This is a genomic window from Streptomyces sp. NPDC019531 (assembly GCF_044903305.1).
GTDB lineage: Bacteria > Actinomycetota > Actinomycetes > Streptomycetales > Streptomycetaceae > Streptomyces.
Genome location: NZ_JBJDQL010000001.1, coordinates 198,918 through 215,397, shown reverse-complemented (window position 1 = coordinate 215,397; position 16,480 = coordinate 198,918). Strand labels below are relative to the sequence as shown.

At 71.4% G+C, this 16,480-nt stretch carries 11 protein-coding genes; 8 read left to right on the top strand and 3 right to left on the bottom strand.

Annotated elements, in window-relative coordinates:
* Nucleotides 1–3 precede the first annotated feature (3 nt).
* From ACI2L1_RS01055 to moeZ, 8 genes are all read left to right on the top strand, one after another.
* Nucleotides 4–990 (top strand): ABC transporter permease, encoded by a 987-nt coding sequence (locus ACI2L1_RS01055; RefSeq protein WP_404737190.1) that lies wholly within the window; start codon nucleotides 4–6, stop codon nucleotides 988–990.
* Nucleotides 987–1,976: an ABC transporter permease gene (locus ACI2L1_RS01050; RefSeq protein ID WP_404737189.1), complete on the top strand. Its 990-nt coding sequence runs from the start codon at nucleotides 987–989 to the stop codon at nucleotides 1,974–1,976. Before ACI2L1_RS01055 ends, ACI2L1_RS01050 begins: the two co-directional genes overlap by 4 nt.
* Nucleotides 1,973–3,574, top strand: coding sequence for a dipeptide ABC transporter ATP-binding protein (locus ACI2L1_RS01045; RefSeq protein ID WP_404737188.1), 1,602 nt, complete (start codon nucleotides 1,973–1,975; stop codon nucleotides 3,572–3,574). The genes ACI2L1_RS01050 and ACI2L1_RS01045 overlap by 4 nt, the downstream gene beginning before the upstream one ends.
* A gap of 190 nt (nucleotides 3,575–3,764) precedes the next feature.
* Nucleotides 3,765–5,471, top strand: a complete 1,707-nt coding sequence (locus tag ACI2L1_RS01040; RefSeq protein WP_404737187.1) for a DUF3492 domain-containing protein — start codon at nucleotides 3,765–3,767, stop codon at nucleotides 5,469–5,471.
* Between the two features lie 500 nt (nucleotides 5,472–5,971).
* Complete coding sequence (locus ACI2L1_RS01035) at nucleotides 5,972–7,096, top strand: hypothetical protein (RefSeq protein ID WP_404737406.1); 1,125 nt, start codon at nucleotides 5,972–5,974, stop codon at nucleotides 7,094–7,096.
* 296 nt (nucleotides 7,097–7,392) lie between these two features.
* Nucleotides 7,393–8,352 carry an NAD-dependent epimerase/dehydratase family protein gene (locus ACI2L1_RS01030; RefSeq protein ID WP_404737186.1) on the top strand — a complete coding sequence of 320 codons (960 nt, stop codon included), beginning with the start codon at nucleotides 7,393–7,395 and terminating at the stop codon, nucleotides 8,350–8,352.
* Entirely contained in the window at nucleotides 8,340–9,089 is a 750-nt protein-coding gene (locus ACI2L1_RS01025; protein WP_404737185.1) for a spherulation-specific family 4 protein, read from the top strand. The genes ACI2L1_RS01030 and ACI2L1_RS01025 overlap by 13 nt, the downstream gene beginning before the upstream one ends.
* 63 nt (nucleotides 9,090–9,152) lie before the next feature.
* Nucleotides 9,153–10,331, top strand: a complete 1,179-nt coding sequence (moeZ, locus tag ACI2L1_RS01020) for an adenylyltransferase/sulfurtransferase MoeZ (RefSeq protein ID WP_404737184.1) — start codon at nucleotides 9,153–9,155, stop codon at nucleotides 10,329–10,331.
* A 98-nt stretch (nucleotides 10,332–10,429) separates the two neighbouring features.
* On the opposite strand, the gene ACI2L1_RS01015 is transcribed toward moeZ, so the two are convergent.
* The 3 genes from ACI2L1_RS01015 to ACI2L1_RS01005 all read right to left on the bottom strand — a co-directional run bounded on the left by ACI2L1_RS01015 (nucleotide 10,430) and on the right by ACI2L1_RS01005 (nucleotide 16,438).
* The gene (locus ACI2L1_RS01015; RefSeq protein WP_404737183.1) at nucleotides 10,430–11,968 is read right to left on the bottom strand and encodes an alpha/beta hydrolase; all 1,539 of its coding nucleotides are present in this window, start codon (nucleotides 11,966–11,968) and stop codon (nucleotides 10,430–10,432) included.
* 134 nt (nucleotides 11,969–12,102) lie between these two features.
* On the bottom strand, nucleotides 12,103–13,647 hold the full coding sequence (locus ACI2L1_RS01010; protein ID WP_404737182.1) for an alpha/beta hydrolase: 1,545 nt from the start codon (nucleotides 13,645–13,647) through the stop codon (nucleotides 12,103–12,105).
* 82 nt (nucleotides 13,648–13,729) lie between these two features.
* Nucleotides 13,730–16,438, bottom strand: a complete 2,709-nt coding sequence (locus tag ACI2L1_RS01005; protein ID WP_404737181.1) for a lysylphosphatidylglycerol synthase domain-containing protein — start codon at nucleotides 16,436–16,438, stop codon at nucleotides 13,730–13,732.
* Nucleotides 16,439–16,480: the final 42 nt, after the last annotated feature.

Below are 16,480 nucleotides of genomic sequence, written 5' to 3'. Positions count from 1 at the left end.
CCGATGAGCGAGGTACTTGTCGCCGCCGAGGTCCCTGGGGCAGCCGTCCCGGGGGCCTCGGGGGCCCGTCAGTTCTGGCGGCGGCTGCGTGCGCAGCGCGCCGCCATGGTCGCGGCCGGCGTCGTCGTGCTGCTTGTCCTGGTGGCGCTCGCGGCGCCGCTCCTCACCGCCATCGAGGGCCAGGACCCCACCACCTACCACCCGTCACTCGTCGACTCCGCGCGCGGGGGCGTGCCCATCGGGTCCTTCGGGGGCATCGGCGGGGACCACTGGCTAGGCGTCGAACCGCAGACAGGCCGCGATCTGTTCGCGCGCCTGGCCTACGGAGCCCGGGTTTCGCTGGGCGTCGCACTGGCGGCGACCGTGATCCAGGTCGTCGTGGGTGTGGTCATGGGCGTGGCCGCCGCGCTGGGCAGTGGATGGGTTGATCAACTGTTGAGCCGGATCACCGACATCTTCGTCGCCATGCCGTTGATGATCATGTCGTTGGCTCTGCTCGCGATCGTCCCGTCGAGCTTCCCGCGCACGGTTCTGGTCACCCTCGTCATCGGGTTCATCGCCTGGGGCAACATCGCGAAGATCGTGCGGGCCCAGACGCTGGCCCTGAAGGGGCTCGACTACGTCTCGGCCGCCCGGCTCAGTGGCTGGGGCACGTGGCGCATCGCCCGCAGGGAACTGCTGCCCGGGCTGGCCGCGCCGGTCATCACGTACGCCGCGATCCTCATGCCGGCCAACATCAGCGTCGAGGCCGCCCTGTCGTTCCTCGGCGTCGGTGTGAAGCCGCCGACGCCTTCCTGGGGCCAGATGCTCACCGCCGCGGACGTCTGGTACCAGGCGGCCCCGCAGTACCTGCTGCTGCCCGCGGGCGCGCTGTTCGTGACCGTGCTCGCCCTCACCGTCCTCGGCGACGGCGTGCGCACCGCCCTCGACCCGCGCGCGGCCTCCCGGCTGAGCGTCGGGACGGGCCGCAAGAGGGAGGCCAAGGCATGAGCGGCTTCCTCCTGCGGCGCGCCCTCGGCGCCGTCGTCACCCTGCTCGCGATCTCCGTCATCGTCTACGTCGTCTTCTACGTCACCCCCGGCAACGTCGCCCAGATCACCTGCGGTCCGCGCTGTTCGCCCGTCCAGGTCCATCAGGTCGCCGAGCAACTGCATCTCAGCGACCCGCTGTACCTGCGCTACGGGCACTTCCTGAAGGGCCTCGTCGTCGGCCAGGACTACTCGACCGGCACCTCCGTGGAGCACTGCTCGGCGCCCTGCCTCGGGCTGTCGTACCAGAGTGATCAGCAGGTCACCCAGCTGATCCTCGCCAAACTCCCGGTCAGCCTGTCGCTCGTGTTCGGCGCGATGGTGCTGTGGCTGCTCCTGGGAGTGGGCACCGGCATCCTGTCCGCCTGGCGGCGCGGTCGGCTCACCGAGCGGCTGCTGACCGGCATCACCCTCGCCGGCGTGGCCACGCCGGTCTTCGTGATCGGCCTCGTCCTGATGATCGTCGTCTGCGGGCAGCTGCAACTGCTGCCGTTCCCGCAGTACGTCGCCCTCACCGACGACCCCGAGCAGTGGGCGTGGAACCTGCTGCTGCCGTGGCTCTCGCTCGCCCTCATCGAGGCCGCCGCGTTCGCCCGGCTGACCCGTGCGGCGATGCTGGAGACGCTCGCCGAGGATCACATCAGGACCTTCCGCGCGTACGGCGTCGGAGAGCGGTCCGTGATCGGACGGCACGCCCTGAGGGGCGCGCTGGCGCCGGTCATCGCCCTGAACGCCAACAACGTCGGCTCGGCGATCGGTGGCGCGGTCCTCACCGAGACCCTCTTCGGCCTCCCCGGCATCGGCCAGGAACTCGTCCACGCCGTCAATGTCGTCGACCTCCCGGTCGTCGTCGGCATGGTCCTGGTCATCGGCTTCTTCGTGGTGCTCGCCAACGCCTTCGCGGACGTCCTGTACGCGGTGGCCGACCGACGGGTGGTGCTCGCATGAGCCTCGTGAACGTCACGGACCTCACCGTCGAGTTCGGCGACCTGCGCGCCGTCGACGGCCTCACCTTCCGCCTCGACCAGGGCGCCGCCCTCGCGCTGGTCGGCGAGTCCGGCTCCGGCAAGTCCACGGTCGCCTCGGCCCTCCTCGGGCTGCACCGCGGCACGGGCGCGCGCGTGCGAGGCTCGGTCGAGGTCGCCGGAGTGGACGTACAGCAGGCGTCGGACGACGAACTGCGCCGGCTGCGGGGCGCGAAGGCCGCGATGGTCTTCCAGGACCCCTTGTCGTCCCTGGACCCGTACTACGCGATCGGCGACCAGATCGCCGAGGTGTACCGCGTGCACACGCGTGTGCCGCGAAGGGCGGCACGCGCGCGTGCGGTGGAGGTGCTGAACCGGGTTGGAATTCCGGACGCGGTACGGCGCTCCCGGTCCCGTCCGCACGAGTTCAGCGGGGGCATGCGCCAGCGTGCTCTCATCGCGATGGCGCTGGCCTGCGAGCCCGACCTGCTGATCGCCGACGAACCGACGACCGCGCTCGACGTGACCGTGCAGGCCCAGATCCTCGACCTGCTGCACGCACTGCGCCAGGAGACCGGCATGGGCCTGCTGCTCGTCACGCACGACGTGGGCGTCGCCGCCGAGAGCGTCGACGACGTGCTCGTCATGCGGCACGGGAAGGCGGTCGAGCACGGGCCGGTCGGCACGGTGCTCGGCGCGCCCGCGCAGGCGTACACGCGCACACTGCTCGCCGCGGTCCCGCGCGTGGGCGCGCACAGGACGCCCAGGGCACCCGCCCAGGCGTCCGACGGGGTGGTCCTGGAGGCGAAGGGACTCCGGCGTGAGTTCGGGCGAGGCAAGAGGGCCTTCGCGGCCGTCGACGACGTCTCGCTGACGGTCCGTCGGGGCGAGACCCTCGGTGTCGTCGGAGAGAGCGGCAGCGGCAAGACGACCCTGGGACGGATGCTGGTCGGGCTCCTGGAGCCGACGGCGGGGGAGGTCCGTCACGAGGCCCACGCGCGTGTGGGTGTGAACCCGGCCGTGCAGATGGTCTTCCAGGACCCCGTCTCCTCCCTCAACCCCCGCCGCAGCGTGGGAGAGTCGATCGCCGACCCGCTCCGCGCGCGTGGCGAGCGCGACGAGACACGGATCAGAGGGCGCGTGACGGAACTCCTGGAGCGCGTGGGGCTCGAAGGGGCGCACTACGACCGCTACCCGCACGAGTTCAGCGGTGGCCAGCGCCAGCGCGTGGGCATCGCGCGGGCGCTCGCGGCCGACCCGCGCGTGATCGTCTGCGACGAGCCTGTCTCCGCGCTCGACGTCACCACCCAGGCTCAGGTGATCGCCCTGCTCGGCGAGTTGCAGCGGGAACTCGGACTCGCGCTGGTCTTCGTCGCGCACGACCTCGCCGTCGTACGCCAGGTCAGCGACCGGGTCGCAGTGATGCGCCGCGGCCGGATCGTGGAGTCCGGGCCGGCCGACGAGGTGTACGACAGCCCCCGGGACCCGTACACCAAGCAGCTCCTGGCAGCCGTACCGGCGCTCGATCCGCGGATCGCGGCCCGGCGCAGGGCGGAACGCCGGGAAGCGGCCGTGACCTGACGTTCCGTGTCCAAATGATCTCTTAGCGCGACCGAACGCGATCCGCACGGGAAAGTTACGACCGTTCACCCCTTTTGGTGGCGCGATGGACAACCGTCCGTCGCGCCACCGCCTTGTCCGCATACGTTCGTCCCGCTGCGAGCCGCCGGGCCAACGGCGGCTCTCCACACGGGAGATCGGGGGCGCACTCGTGCGCATAGGACTGCTTACGGAGGGTGGCTATCCGTATGTGAGCGGTGACGCCAGGCTCTGGTGCGACCGGCTCGTGCGCGGGCTCGAGCAGCACAAGTTCGACATCTACGCGCTCAGTCGCAGTGAGCGCCAGGAGGACGAGGGCTGGATCCAGCTGCCGCCGCAGGTCGACAGGGTCATCACGGCGCCGCTGTGGACCGCCGAGGACGACGGGGTCGGGTACGGCAGGCGCGCGCGCCGCCGGTTCACCGAGTACTACGGCGAATTGGTGGCCGTGCTGTGCGAGGGCGCCGTGGCGGAGGGCTCCGAGGAGTCGTCGGCCGGTGAGGCGGACCGTTTCGCCAGCGCCCTGTACGGACTCGCCGAACTCGCCCGGGACGAGGGCGGACTGGTGGGCGCGCTCCGCTCCGAGAGCGCCGTACGCGCTCTGGAGCGCGCCTGTCGCGTGCCCGGCGCCCGGCAGACGGCGCGCGAGGCGCGCGTACCGGATCTGCTCGCTGTTGCCGCCCACCTGGAGCGCGCCCTGCGCCCCCTCTCGCTCGACTGGTACGAGGACGACGGCCTCGGCGCGGTCGACCTGTGCCACGCGGCCTCCGGAGGCCTGGCCGCCCTGCCCGGGCTCCTCGCGCACCACTTCTGCGGGGTGCCGCTGCTGGTGACCGAGTACGGCGTGCGGCTGCGCACGCACTACCTGGCCGACACCGAGTCCTCACCCGCCGTACGGGCCCTGCTCGCCGCCTTCCACGGTCGGCTCGCCACCGAGACCTACCGGCGGGCCGCGGTCGTCACGCCGGGCAACACCCACGCCCGCCGCTGGCAGGAGCGGTGCGGTGCCGACCGCGAGAAGCTGCGCACGGTCTACCCGGGCATGGACGCCACCCACTTCTCGGAGGTGGGGGAGTCGGCGGAGTGCGTGGATCCGGACACCCTGGTCTGGGTCGGCCGTGTCGAACCCGCCAAGGACCTCATCTCCCTGCTCCACGCCTTCGCGGAGATCCGCAAGGAGGAGCCCAAGACGCGCCTGCGGATCATCGGCGCGCCCACCGGCCCCGAGGGAGCGGCCTATCTGGGGCACTGCAGGGCGCTGGCCGCGCAGCTCTTCCCCGACGAGGCGGAAGGACTGCATGCCGTCGGTGACAACCCCGTCTCCTTCGAGGAGATCGGCGGACCCGAGGTGCCGACCCTCGCCGACGCGTACGCCTCCGGCGCCGTCACCGTCCTGTCCAGCGTCGTCGAGGGCTTCCCCATCAGCCTGGTCGAGGCCATGTTCTGCGCCCGGGCCACCGTGTCCACCGACGTGGGCGCGGTGGTGGAGGTCATCGGCGGCACCGGGCTCGTCGTCCCGCCGCGCAACCCGAAGGCGCTCGCGGAGGCGTGCGTGACGCTGCTGCGCGACCCCGAGCGCCGTGAGCGCCTGGGCGCCGCCGCACGCGCCCGGGCGCTCGAACTGTTCACCGTGGAACAGAACATCACGGCATTTCACGGCATTTACCTGGAGATCGTCTCGCGTACCCCGGTCCGCCGGGTGATCCTCGACGGCACCGGCGAACCCCTGCCGTTCGCCGCCCCCGCCGAGGCCCACGTCCCCGGCCGCTGGACCGAGCGCAGCACCCGTGTCGTCGCCCGCGGCGGTCCCGGCTGGGCCGCGGGACCCCCGGTCAGCGCGACACCTCCCTTCGCCGCCAAGGAAGGAGCGGCCGGATGAGCGACCTGGAACTCGACCGCCCCGTCACCCCGGGCAGCCCCGGTGCGGGGGGCGCGGAGTCGGAGGAGTGGCTGACGGGGGAGACGGCCGCGCGGGACGGTCGGGGGCGGGGAGGACACGGTACGGACCGTGCCGGGGCACGGAAGCCATCAGGGCCACGGAACGCAGAGGACTCCGACGGGTCGGAGACGGGCGGTGCCGGTGCGTCGGCCGAGTGGGAGGAGGGCGGCCCGGAGTCCTCCGGAGGCGGGGATGTGCCTGCTGCCGCGCCTTCCGGTGAGAGGGACGCCCCTTCTGTGGATGTGCGTGCTGTCGAGTCCACGGCAGACGGGGGCGCACGCTCTGCCGAGTCCTCCCAGGATGCGGACACGCACGCTGCCGACTCCTCCGGCGACCCGGCCCCACGCGTCGCCGAGCCCTCCGTAGACGCTGACGCGATTGACGCCTCCGGAGACGAGGGCGCCTGCCCACCGTCCGCACCCGCCCCCCGCGCCCCCGAGATCTCAAGCAGCCGCAAGCCCACTCCCGGCCCTGCCCGCCGTACCGCCGCCGACCCGGTGAAAGCCCTGATGCACCGTCACCGAGAGTTGTGCGAACGGGCCGTCGACCCCCTGGAGATCGCGGCGGGCCTGGAGGCCCACGGTGTCACCGATCGCACCGCCGTCCGATTCCGGCACCGGGATGTCTTCTCGCTCGCCGAGGAGATGTACGCCCGTGTCCCCAGGGACGGCGAGACACCCCCGCCTCCCCCGGCGGAGAAAGCGCCCGTCGTCCGGGCCGACTGGGCCCTGCTCACCCTCCTCCCAGGCGCCCTGTGCGGGACCACAGTGGCCGGCATCCGCTTCACCGACGGCCAGTCCCGGCTGGTCGCCGCACTGGTGGGCGCCCTGGCCGTCTCCTTCGCCATGCGCGCGGCTCTGTCCCGCGGCCCCCTCGGCACCCCCGACCGTGCCCCCACCACCGGCACCTCCACCTGGACCTACTGGCTCCTCGCCTACGCCGCCCTCGGGGACGGCCTGCTCGGGGCGGCCATGACCGGCGGCCCCGACGCCCTGCCCACCGACGCCGCCGACGCCCCCTGGCCCGTGGTCACGGCGCCCCTTCTCGCTCTGTCCCTGTCCTGCGCCCCGGCCGCCTGGGCCGCCCACCTTTTCGCGGCCCGCGCCCGCCGAAAGCTGACGGTCAGCCGCGGCCTGGAGGACTTCGCAGCCTCCGTACGGCCCCTGCTGCTCGGCATGTTCGCCCTGTACCTGTGCGCGCTGACAGCCCTCGCGGCCCTGTCCGCCACCGCCCTGACCGAACCCGCCGCCTACGCGCAGGTCATCACCCTGGGCGCCCTCCTCGTCCTCGCCCGACTTCTCACCGTCCACGGCTTCACCCACGCGCCCGTGGTGGTCCTCACCGCCGCCGCGACAGCCCAGGGGGCGGCCCTGGCCGCGGCCTTCGCCTCCCGTCTGCCGGGCTGTGCCTTCCTGGCGGCGCCGGTGGAGGCCCTCGTGGAACTCTGGGGCCCGGGCGGCATCCAGACCCTTACCTGCGGGACCGGCGCCCTGGCCCTGCTGATCCACGCGATCCGCAAGCTGACGAGGGCGTCGGCCCACGCCCGGGCGGAGGGCCCATGCTGACCCGGCCCCGCCCCACCCACCCGCCTTAGGCGCGATCACGCACCTGCCGTGGGCAGATCACGCACCCGCTGCGGACGGATCACCCACCAGCCATGGGCCTATCACCCACCAGCCATGGGCGTATCACCCACCAGTCGTGGGCGAATCCGCCGCCCTGCCGAAGCCCTACCTGCCGAACCCCCGCAGGCCGCCGCAGGCACCCCGGCCCACCGCCGGAGGCACACGCACCGCCCCTCCCGAAGGAGAACCCGCATGACCACCTCCCGACCCGCCCCCAAGGCCCCGGGAGCAGCCCGATGAGAGTCCTGCTGATCGGAGCCAACGGCTACCTGGGCCGCTTCGTCGCCGACCGTCTGCTCGCCGACCCCGCCGTCCAGCTCACCGCCCTCGGCCGCGGCGACGACGCCGACGTCCGCTTCGACCTCGCGTCCGGCAGCCCCGGAGCCCTCACCCGGTTCCTCGACGCGGTCCACCCGGGTGTCGTCGTCAACTGCGCGGGTGCCACCCGCGGCGGTGCCCGTGAGCTCGCCCGCCACAACACGGTCGCGGTCGCCACCGTCTGCGAGGCCCTGCGCCGCAGCGGCTGCGGCGCCCGACTGGTACAGATCGGCTGCGGCGCGGAGTACGGCCCCAGCCAGCACGGCTCCTCCACGGCCGAGGACGCCGTCCCCCGCCCCGGAGGCCCGTACGGCGTCAGCAAACTCGCCGCCACCGAACTGGTCCTCGGCTCCGGCCTGGACGCGGTCGTCCTGCGCGTCTTCTCTCCGGCGGGCCCCGGCACCCCCGCGGGCTCCCCGCTCGGCCGGCTCGCCGAGGCCATGCGCCGCGCCATGCAGTCCGGCGACGGCGATCTGAAACTCGGCGGCCTGGGCGCCCAGCGCGACTTCGTCGACGTCCGTGACGTGGCCCGCGCCGTGCACGCTGCCTCGCTCTCCGCCGCACAGGGCGTCATCAACATCGGCTCGGGCCGTGCCGTCCGCCTCCGCGACGCCGCCGCCGTCCTGGCCCGGGTCGCCGGATACGGCGGCGCCCTCCACGAACTCGACGGCCCGCCCGGCCCGCTGAGGGCGTCCATCGGCCACCCCCGCTCCGAACCGGACCACGCGGCCCCGGTCGCATATCCGTACCCCGACGGCTGCGGCAGCTGGCAGCAGGCCGATGTGCGCACCGCACGCGACCGGCTCGGCTGGCGCCCCCGGATCAACCTCGAAGAGTCCCTCGCCGACATCTGGATGGAGGCGGCATGCCGCATCTGACCAGCACGAAGAGCAGTACGCCGAGCACCGAACTCCATACCGGCTTCGGTGTCCCCGGCTTCGCCCACCCTCTGGTCGCGCCCACCGAATGGGCCGAGCTCACCCGCCCGGGCACGCCTCTGCACTGGACCGTCCTCAACATCGCCGACGGTCCCGGCGCCCGCCCCGACCCGCACTGCCTCGAAGCGTCCGGCCGGCTGCGCAACGCGGGCGTCCGCGTCCTCGGCCACCTCGACACCACCTACGGGGCCCGTACCTTCGGCGAGCTGATCTCCGAGGCCCACCGCTACATCGACTGGTACCAGGTCGACGGCTTCCTCCTGGACCGCTGCCCGACCGGACGCGCCGCGCTCCCCGAGATCCGGCGCACCGTCGACACGCTCCGCACGATCCGTGCCGACGCCCACATCGTCCTCGGCCACGGCACCCACCCCTGTCCTGGGTACGCCGAGAACGCCGACCAACTGGTCACCTTCTCCGGCTCCTGGAGCGACTACCGCTGGTCGCAGGTGGCCGAGTGGACCGCCGACTACCCACCCGACCGTTTCTGCCACTTCGTCCACGGGCTGCCCCGCCCGCACCTCGACGAGGCCCTGCGGATCGCACGCTGGCAGGGCGCGTCCACGATCTGGTTCACCGACCGCACGGACCGCGGTGGCCGCGTCGACCCCTGGGAGACCATGCCCGGCTACTGGGACGAAATCGTCTCGCGGATCGGAACGGGTGTCTCGGAATGAAGAAGCCCATGGCAGTGTTACGAGGAGAACAACCGTAGTGATTGACCGACCAACGGAGTCCCCGTGTCGCTGCCACCCCTGGTCGAGCCGGCCGCCGAGCTCACCGTAGACGAGGTCCGCAGGTACTCCCGCCACCTGATCATCCCCGACGTGGGGATGGACGGGCAGAAGCGGCTGAAGAACGCCAAGGTGCTCTGTGTGGGCGCCGGCGGCCTGGGCTCGCCGGCGCTGATGTACCTGGCCGCGGCGGGCGTCGGCACGCTCGGCATCGTGGAGTTCGACGAGGTCGACGAGTCGAACCTGCAGCGCCAGATCATCCACAGCCAGGCCGACATCGGCCGTTCCAAGGCCGAGTCCGCCCGAGACTCCGTCCTGGGCATCAACCCGTACGTGAACGTGATCCTTCACGAAGAGCGGCTTGAGGCCGAGAACGTGATGGACATCTTCAGCCAGTACGACCTGATCGTCGACGGCACCGACAACTTCGCGACCCGCTACCTGGTCAACGACGCGTGCGTGCTGCTCAACAAGCCGTACGTATGGGGTTCGATCTACCGCTTCGACGGCCAGGCCTCCGTCTTCTGGTCCGAGCACGGCCCCTGCTACCGCTGCCTCTACCCCGAGCCCCCGCCGCCGGGCATGGTCCCCTCCTGCGCCGAGGGCGGCGTCCTGGGTGTGCTGTGCGCGTCCATCGGCTCCATCCAGGTCAACGAGGCCATCAAGCTCCTCGCGGGCATCGGCGAGCCCCTCGTCGGCCGCCTGATGATCTACGACGCGCTGGAGATGCAGTACCGCCAGGTCAAGGTCCGCAAGGACCCGAACTGCGCGGTCTGCGGCGAGAACCCGACCGTCACCGAGCTCATCGACTACGAGGCCTTCTGCGGCGTCGTCTCCGAGGAGGCCCAGGAGGCGGCCGCCGGCGCGACGATCACTCCCAAGCAGCTCAAGGAGTGGATCGACGACGGGGAGAACATCGAGATCATCGACGTCCGCGAGGTCAACGAGTACGAGATCGTCTCCATTCCGGGCGCCAAGCTGATCCCGAAGAACGAGTTCCTCATGGGCACCGCCCTGGAGGGCCTCCCGCAGGACAAGAAGATCGTCCTGCACTGCAAGACGGGTGTCCGTAGTGCGGAAGTCCTCGCGGTCCTGAAGTCCGCGGGCTTCTCCGACGCCGTGCACGTCGGCGGCGGTGTGATCGGCTGGGTCAACCAGGTCGAACCGCACAAGCCGGTGTACTAGCCGATGTTGTAGGCGCACGCCTTCCCGGGAGGGGCTCGGCACCACGGGTGCCGGGCCCCTTTCCGCTGCCGTGGCCATGAACGCCTCGGCCGGCACGGCTAGGAGGCGCAGACCTTGCCGTCCTCCGGGACCGTGCCCTTCAGCAGATACGCGTTCACCGTGGAGTCCACGCAGTCGCTCCCATTCCCGTACGCCGTGTGCCCCTGACCCTGCCAGGTGAGCTCCACACCGACCCCTCTGCCCAGTTCGTCCGCCATCCGCCGGGCACCTTCGTACGGTGTCGCAGGGTCGCCCGTGGTGCCGACCACCAGCACCGGCGCCGCACCGGGCGCGCTCACTTCCGGCGTCAGCACCTGTCCGGGCACCGGCCAGTCGTGGCACCAGCCGGCCGCGTCCCAGCCCAGGAAGGGCCCGAACACGGGGGAGATCCTCTCGAACTCCGGCAGCAGCTTCTTCGCCTCCGCGAGCGTGGGCCGCTGCTTGTCGTCCAAGCACGATATGACCCGTTGCGAGTGGGAGAGCAGGCCGTAGCGCCCCGAGGCGTCACGCTCGTTGTAACCGTCGGCGAGCGCCAGCAGTTCGGAGCCGTCCCCCTGCTCGGCGGTCTGCAGAGCACTGGTCAGTGAGGGCCAACTGTCCTTGCTGTACAGCGGCCAGACGATGCCCGTGAACGCGAGCAGCTGGGTCAGCTTCCGCCGGGAGAACGTGTCCAGTGGGTCCCCGTCGATCCGGTCCAGCAGATCCGCGATCTTCCGGGTGCCCTCTTCGGGATCCTGGCCGGTGGACTTCAGGTAGTTGTCGAGCGCGCGCTGGAAGCCCCGGGCCTGGTTCTCGCGATGGCCCACCATGTCGGCGCTCGGGTCGACGACCCCGTCGAGCACCAGCCGCCCCACCTTCTCCGGGAACAGATGGGCGTAGACACCGCCGAGCTGGGTGCCGTACGAGATGCCGAAATAGTGCATCTCGGTGTCGCCGAGTACCTGCCGGATCAGGTCCATGTCGCGGGCGGTGTCGGTGGTCGAGACGTGCGCCAGCAGCTTGCCCGCGTCCTTCTCGCAGCCCTGGGCGAAGTCGGCGGCGTCCCGCAGGTACGCCTGCTCCTCGGCGGGGGTGTCCGGGGTGGGGTCCACGGCTTCGGCGGCCTGGATCTCCTTGTCGCCGCGGCAGCGGACGCCTTCGCTGGCGCCGACGCCGCGTGGGTCCCAGCTCACCAGGTCGTAGCGCTCGCGCAGGAGGGAGACGGTGGCGGCGTAAGCGGGCATCGTGCCCACCCCCGTCAGACCGGGGCCGCCGAAGTTGAACAGCAGCGAGCCGATGCGGTCGCCGCCGCGGGCCTCGGCGCGGATCAGTGCGAGGCCGATCGTCTCCCCGTCGGGCTTGGACCAGTCCAGGGGAACCTTCAACTTCGCGCACTTCCAGTCGCGGCCGGGCGGGGAATTGCCCGCAGGGGCGTCGCAACGCGCCCAGTCGAGCCTCTGCGAGATCAGGGAGGCGGGCAGCGCCTTCGCGTCCCTCGTGGTGGGCCCGGCGCTGCCGGACCGCTCGTCCCCCGCACCGCCGGACGGGCCGCCGCTGCATCCCGCCGCCAGCAGCGCGGCCGCGGCGGTCACGGCCGCCCACCGTACGAAACGCCCCATTGCAGTCCCCCTCCCAAGCCGTCCGCACCGAGCTGCGGATGGCTGTCTGGCCATGGTAGGCCGATCACGAGACACCCGTCGGGGCCTGTGGATAACCTTCTGACCAGCAGCTTTCATGGGATCCGGGGCCAGTTCTACGAGCAGACGGTCCCAGCCGCCGGGACCTTCCCGGTCAGGAGATAGCCGTTCACCGCGTCCTGCACGCACTTGTTCTTGCTGTCGTACGCCCCGTGCCCCTGTCCCTTGTACGTCAGCTCGACCCCGACGCCCGCACCGAGCGCCTTGACCATCTTCCGCGAGCCCTCGTACGGGGTGGCCGGGTCGCCGGTGTTGCCCACGACGAGGATCGGCGCAGAGCCGGTGGCGCTCACGTCGGGATGGTCTGCGGCACCCGCCACGGCCCAGTCGGTGCAGCTCACCATGGACCAGGCCATGAAATCGCCGAAGAGGGGGGACGCGGCACGGAACTCGGGCAGCTTCCGCTCGACGTCGGCGGTGGTGTACCGGGGCTTGTCGTCGGCGCAGTTGATGGAGATGTTGGCCGCGGCGATGTTGCTGTACTCACCGTTGTCGCTGCGCCCGTTCAACGAGTCGGACAGCAGCATCAGGATCCTGCCGTCGCCGTTGTATGCCTGCTCCAGGCCCTCGACTAGGTACTCCCAGAAGTCCTTCGAATAGAGGGACTGCGCGATTCCGTTGGTCGCCGCGGTCTGCGTCAGCGCACGCTGGCCGATGCCGGGGATCGGCGTCTTGTCGAGGTCCGTGAGCAGCTTGGCGATACGGTCCTTGACGTCCTGCGCGGTGTCTCCGACGGGGCAGTCCTCGGTCTTGGAGGTGCAGTCCTCGGCGAAGTTGTCGAGCGCGAGCTGGAAGCCCTCGGCCTGCCCGAGCGAGCCCTGCTCGCTGCTCTGTGTCGGGTCCACGACCGCGTCGAAGACCGCGCGCCCCACGTTCTTCGGGAACAGATGGGCGTAGACGCCGCCGAGTTCGGTGCCGTACGAGATGCCGAAGTAGTACAGCTTGTCGTCGCCGAGTACCTGGCGCATCAGGTCCATGTCGCGGGCCGCGTCGGTGGTGCGCACGTGCGCCAGCATCTTCTTGGAGTTCTCCTCGCAGGCCGCGTTGAACTCCTTGGTGTTGGCCAGCAGCGCGGTGCGCTCGGCCGAGTCGTCCGGGGTCCAGTCCTGCTCGAAGTAGACGTCGAGCTGGGGGTCGTTAAGGCACTCCACCGGGGCGCTGCGGCCGACCCCGCGCGGGTCGAAGCTCACCAGGTCGTAGCGGGTGCGCAGTTTGGCGTAGTCCGTGCCGAAGGCGGGCAGCGTGGTGACGCCCGAGCCGCCGGGGCCGCCGAAGTTGAAGACGAGCGAGCCGATGCGCCGGTCCTCGGCTCCGCTGGTCTTCGCCCGGATCAGCGCGAGGCCGATCGTGCCGCCCTCCGGCTTCGCCCAGTCCAGAGGGGCCTTGAGCGTGGCGCACTGCCACTCGTCGCCGCCCGGCAGCGGCGAAGGGGCGTCACCGCCGCCTTCGGCCCGGGAGGGGGCCGGGCAGTCCTTCCAGCTCAGCTTCTGGGCCGACAGGTCCTCGTCCTGGGAATCGTCGCCGCAGGCCGCCAGCACGGAGGACAGCAGAAGGGCGGTGGCGGTCAGGGCGGCGACGCGCAGGTGAGGGGGGCTCGGCATGATCCCATCCTGCGGTCGCGCGCGTGGGCGCGCTCGGGGCGCGAGCCGTAAGAGGTACGTGCCGCGGTTCCGGCGGCACCCCCTACAGCGCGCCCTTCCGGGACAGGTGGTTGAAGGCCAGCCAGCCCGGCAGCACCGGCAGCCACAGCGTCAGCAGACGGAACAGCAGGACGGCCGGGGCGGCGACCTCCTTGGGGAGCCCCACGGCGATCAGACCTACCGTCAAAGTGGCCTCCACGGCTCCCACACCACCGGGCGTCGGGGCGGCCGAACCGAGCGCGTTTCCGGCGAGGAAGACGACGGCGACGCTGGCGATGCTGAGCGACGTGCCCTCCTGGCCGAAGGCGCGGATCGAGGCGTCCAGGCACATCACGAAGCACGCCGTCAGCAGCAGCATGCCGCCGATACCGGTGACCAGCTTCTGCGGCCGCTGGAGCACGTCCAGCATGCGCGGCACGACACCCGCGAACAGCGACCTCACGCGCGTGACGACGAATTTCCTGAGGAACGGCACCGAGGTGACCACGAGCACGAGCACCGCCACCGTCAACAGACCCGCGATGACCGTCCGGGACGGCGACAGCGACGGTGTCTTCTCGGTACCGGTCAGATAGCCGAAGGACAGCAGCATCAGGATGTGGCAGCCGAGCCCGAACAACTGCGAGGCGCCGACACTCGCCACCGCGAGTCCCGGTCGCACCCCCTGGCGTTGCAGGAAGCGCGTGTTGAGCGCCACGCCGCCGACCGCGGCCGGTGCGACGATCTTCACGAACGACCCGGCGACCTGGGCCGCGACCGTCCGCAGGAAGCCCACCCGCTCGGGCACGAAGCCCAGCAGCGCCATGGCGGCGGCGAAGTAGCTGCACGCCGAGAACAGCACGGCCGCGGCGACCCAGCCCCACTCGGCGTTGGCGACGAGCGGCCCGAACTCGATGTGGGTGAGTTGCGTCAGCAGGAAGTACGCGCCGATGGCACCCGCGATGAAGCTGATCAGTGTGCGCGGCTTCACCCGTTCCAGCCGGGCCGGCTCGACCGGTGCCTGCGGCCTGATCAACAGCACCTGGTGACGGATCTGCGTCAGCAGGTCCTCCTCGCGTGCCTCCTCCAGGGCTTCGTCGATGGCCCGCTTCTCGGCCCGCGCCTCCGCGCGTACGGCCTTCTTGTCGGGCTTCTCGAGTACGGGCCGCACGTCCTCCGGCGCCTCCTCCAGCCGGGCCTGCTTGGCCTGCTGGGACGCCTCCAGGACCGCCTCGCGCTCGCGCTGGGCCCGCTCCCGGGCGAGTCTGCGCAGCGCCGCGCGCGCGGAGCGCGTCAGCACGATGGGCTGGAGCATCGGCAGACAGTCGGCCACGGCGTCCGGGCCGAGGACGCTGACCGCTGAAGCCACCGCGCGCTCCGCGCCCGTCAGCAGCCCCAGGGTCGTCACCAGCTGGGCGACATCCATGCGCAACAGCAGGGTGCTGGCCGCGATCTCGCCGCCGCGCAGGTCGGTGAGGATCACCGCGCCGGAACGATCCACCAAGATCGCGTCACCCGCGAGCCTGCGGTGTGCGATGCGCCGCGACTGGAGCGCCTGCACCTGGCGCCAGGTGTTGCGCAGCAGTTCGTCGGTGATCTCGTCCTCGGCCAGCGATTCGAGCGTGCGTCCGCCGGTGTGTTCGTAGACGAGCATCACGGCGTCGGGGCCGAGCTCGGAGGTGGCGATCAGCTTGGGCGCGTTGGCGCCGGCCGCGATGGCCGCGTAGGCGAGCAGGGCCTCCTGCTCCAGCGCCTGCCGCAGCGACTGGAGACTGCTGCGGGTCGCGAAGCCGCGCAGCGTGAGGTTGCGCCACACGCGGTAGAAGAAGCCCTGGGCCTGCTGCTCCCGGTCGACCACCGTCACGTCGAGCGGCGGGCCGTCCTCCAGCGTGACGAAGTAGCGGCGGCCGCGGTCGCCGGTGTCCGTGGTCTCCGAGGCCTCCTCGCGGGCCGCGCTGACCGGGTGGAAGCCGACGGTCCTGAGGCCCGCCATCAATGTCTGCCCCGTGGGCCGGACATTGGGCGAGCCGACCGCGTACAGCGTCCCGTAGGCCACCGTCCAACCCATCAGCACCGTCAGGATGATCGAGAACGGCGTGGTGTAGCCGGTGACGAGCATCGAGAACGCGTCGAGCATCAGCACGATCCACAGCACCGCCCGCCAGCGCGGCCTTCGGGACATGCCGACGGCCGTCATATAGGCGATGACGGGTGCCAGATAGCCGTGCACGGGGTCGGTGAGAGCGTGGACGTCACCTGGGGAGGGCTGGGTGAGCGCCTCCTGGATCGAGTCCGGGGCGGCCTTGGCGACCCACAGGTCGGTGGCAAGTGTCACACCGTGGGCGAGGACCGCGGCGAGCACACCGTCGGCGATCCGCAGTCCGTCGCGCTTGATCAGCCGTTCGATCGCGAACGCGACCGGGACCAGGAGGATCGCGATGCTGGAGGCGAGACCGGCGATCTTGATGAGCAGGTCGGGAGCCTGCCCCGTGCCCTTGTTGATGTCCTGTTCGAGGCCGGAGGTGGTGCCGTGCGCGAACGCGGCGATGGCGAGCAGAATGACGACGGCCAGCACGCCGACCAGCAGCCGCATCAGGTCGGAGGGCCGGTGCACGCGCGCGGGGAGCAGCGGCTCGTCGCCCTCGACCTCGTCGACGTGCACCTCCTCGACGCCGGCGTCGGTGTCCTTGCCTTCCGCGTCGGCGGTGCCGGGGCGCGACGAAGCGTCAGAGGTGCTCTCGGCGCCCTCCGGGTGCACACCCTGTGGCTTCATCGTCTCTTCTTGGTCTCGTATCACCAGTCACCGCCCGCATGA

Bases quoted from the DNA above. Each gene is read 5' to 3' on its own strand.
- ACI2L1_RS01055 (WP_404737190.1), top strand. From the start codon at position 4: ATGAGCGAGGTACTTGTCGCCGCCGAGGTCCCTGGGGCAGCCGTCCCG.
- ACI2L1_RS01050 (WP_404737189.1), top strand. From the start codon at position 987: ATGAGCGGCTTCCTCCTGCGGCGCGCCCTCGGCGCCGTCGTCACCCTG.
- ACI2L1_RS01045 (WP_404737188.1), top strand. From the start codon at position 1,973: ATGAGCCTCGTGAACGTCACGGACCTCACCGTCGAGTTCGGCGACCTG.
- ACI2L1_RS01030 (WP_404737186.1), top strand. From the start codon at position 7,393: ATGAGAGTCCTGCTGATCGGAGCCAACGGCTACCTGGGCCGCTTCGTC.
- ACI2L1_RS01025 (WP_404737185.1), top strand. From the start codon at position 8,340: ATGCCGCATCTGACCAGCACGAAGAGCAGTACGCCGAGCACCGAACTC.
- ACI2L1_RS01015 (WP_404737183.1), bottom strand. From the start codon at position 11,968: ATGGGGCGTTTCGTACGGTGGGCGGCCGTGACCGCCGCGGCCGCGCTG.
- ACI2L1_RS01010 (WP_404737182.1), bottom strand. From the start codon at position 13,647: ATGCCGAGCCCCCCTCACCTGCGCGTCGCCGCCCTGACCGCCACCGCC.
- ACI2L1_RS01005 (WP_404737181.1), bottom strand. From the start codon at position 16,438: ATGAAGCCACAGGGTGTGCACCCGGAGGGCGCCGAGAGCACCTCTGAC.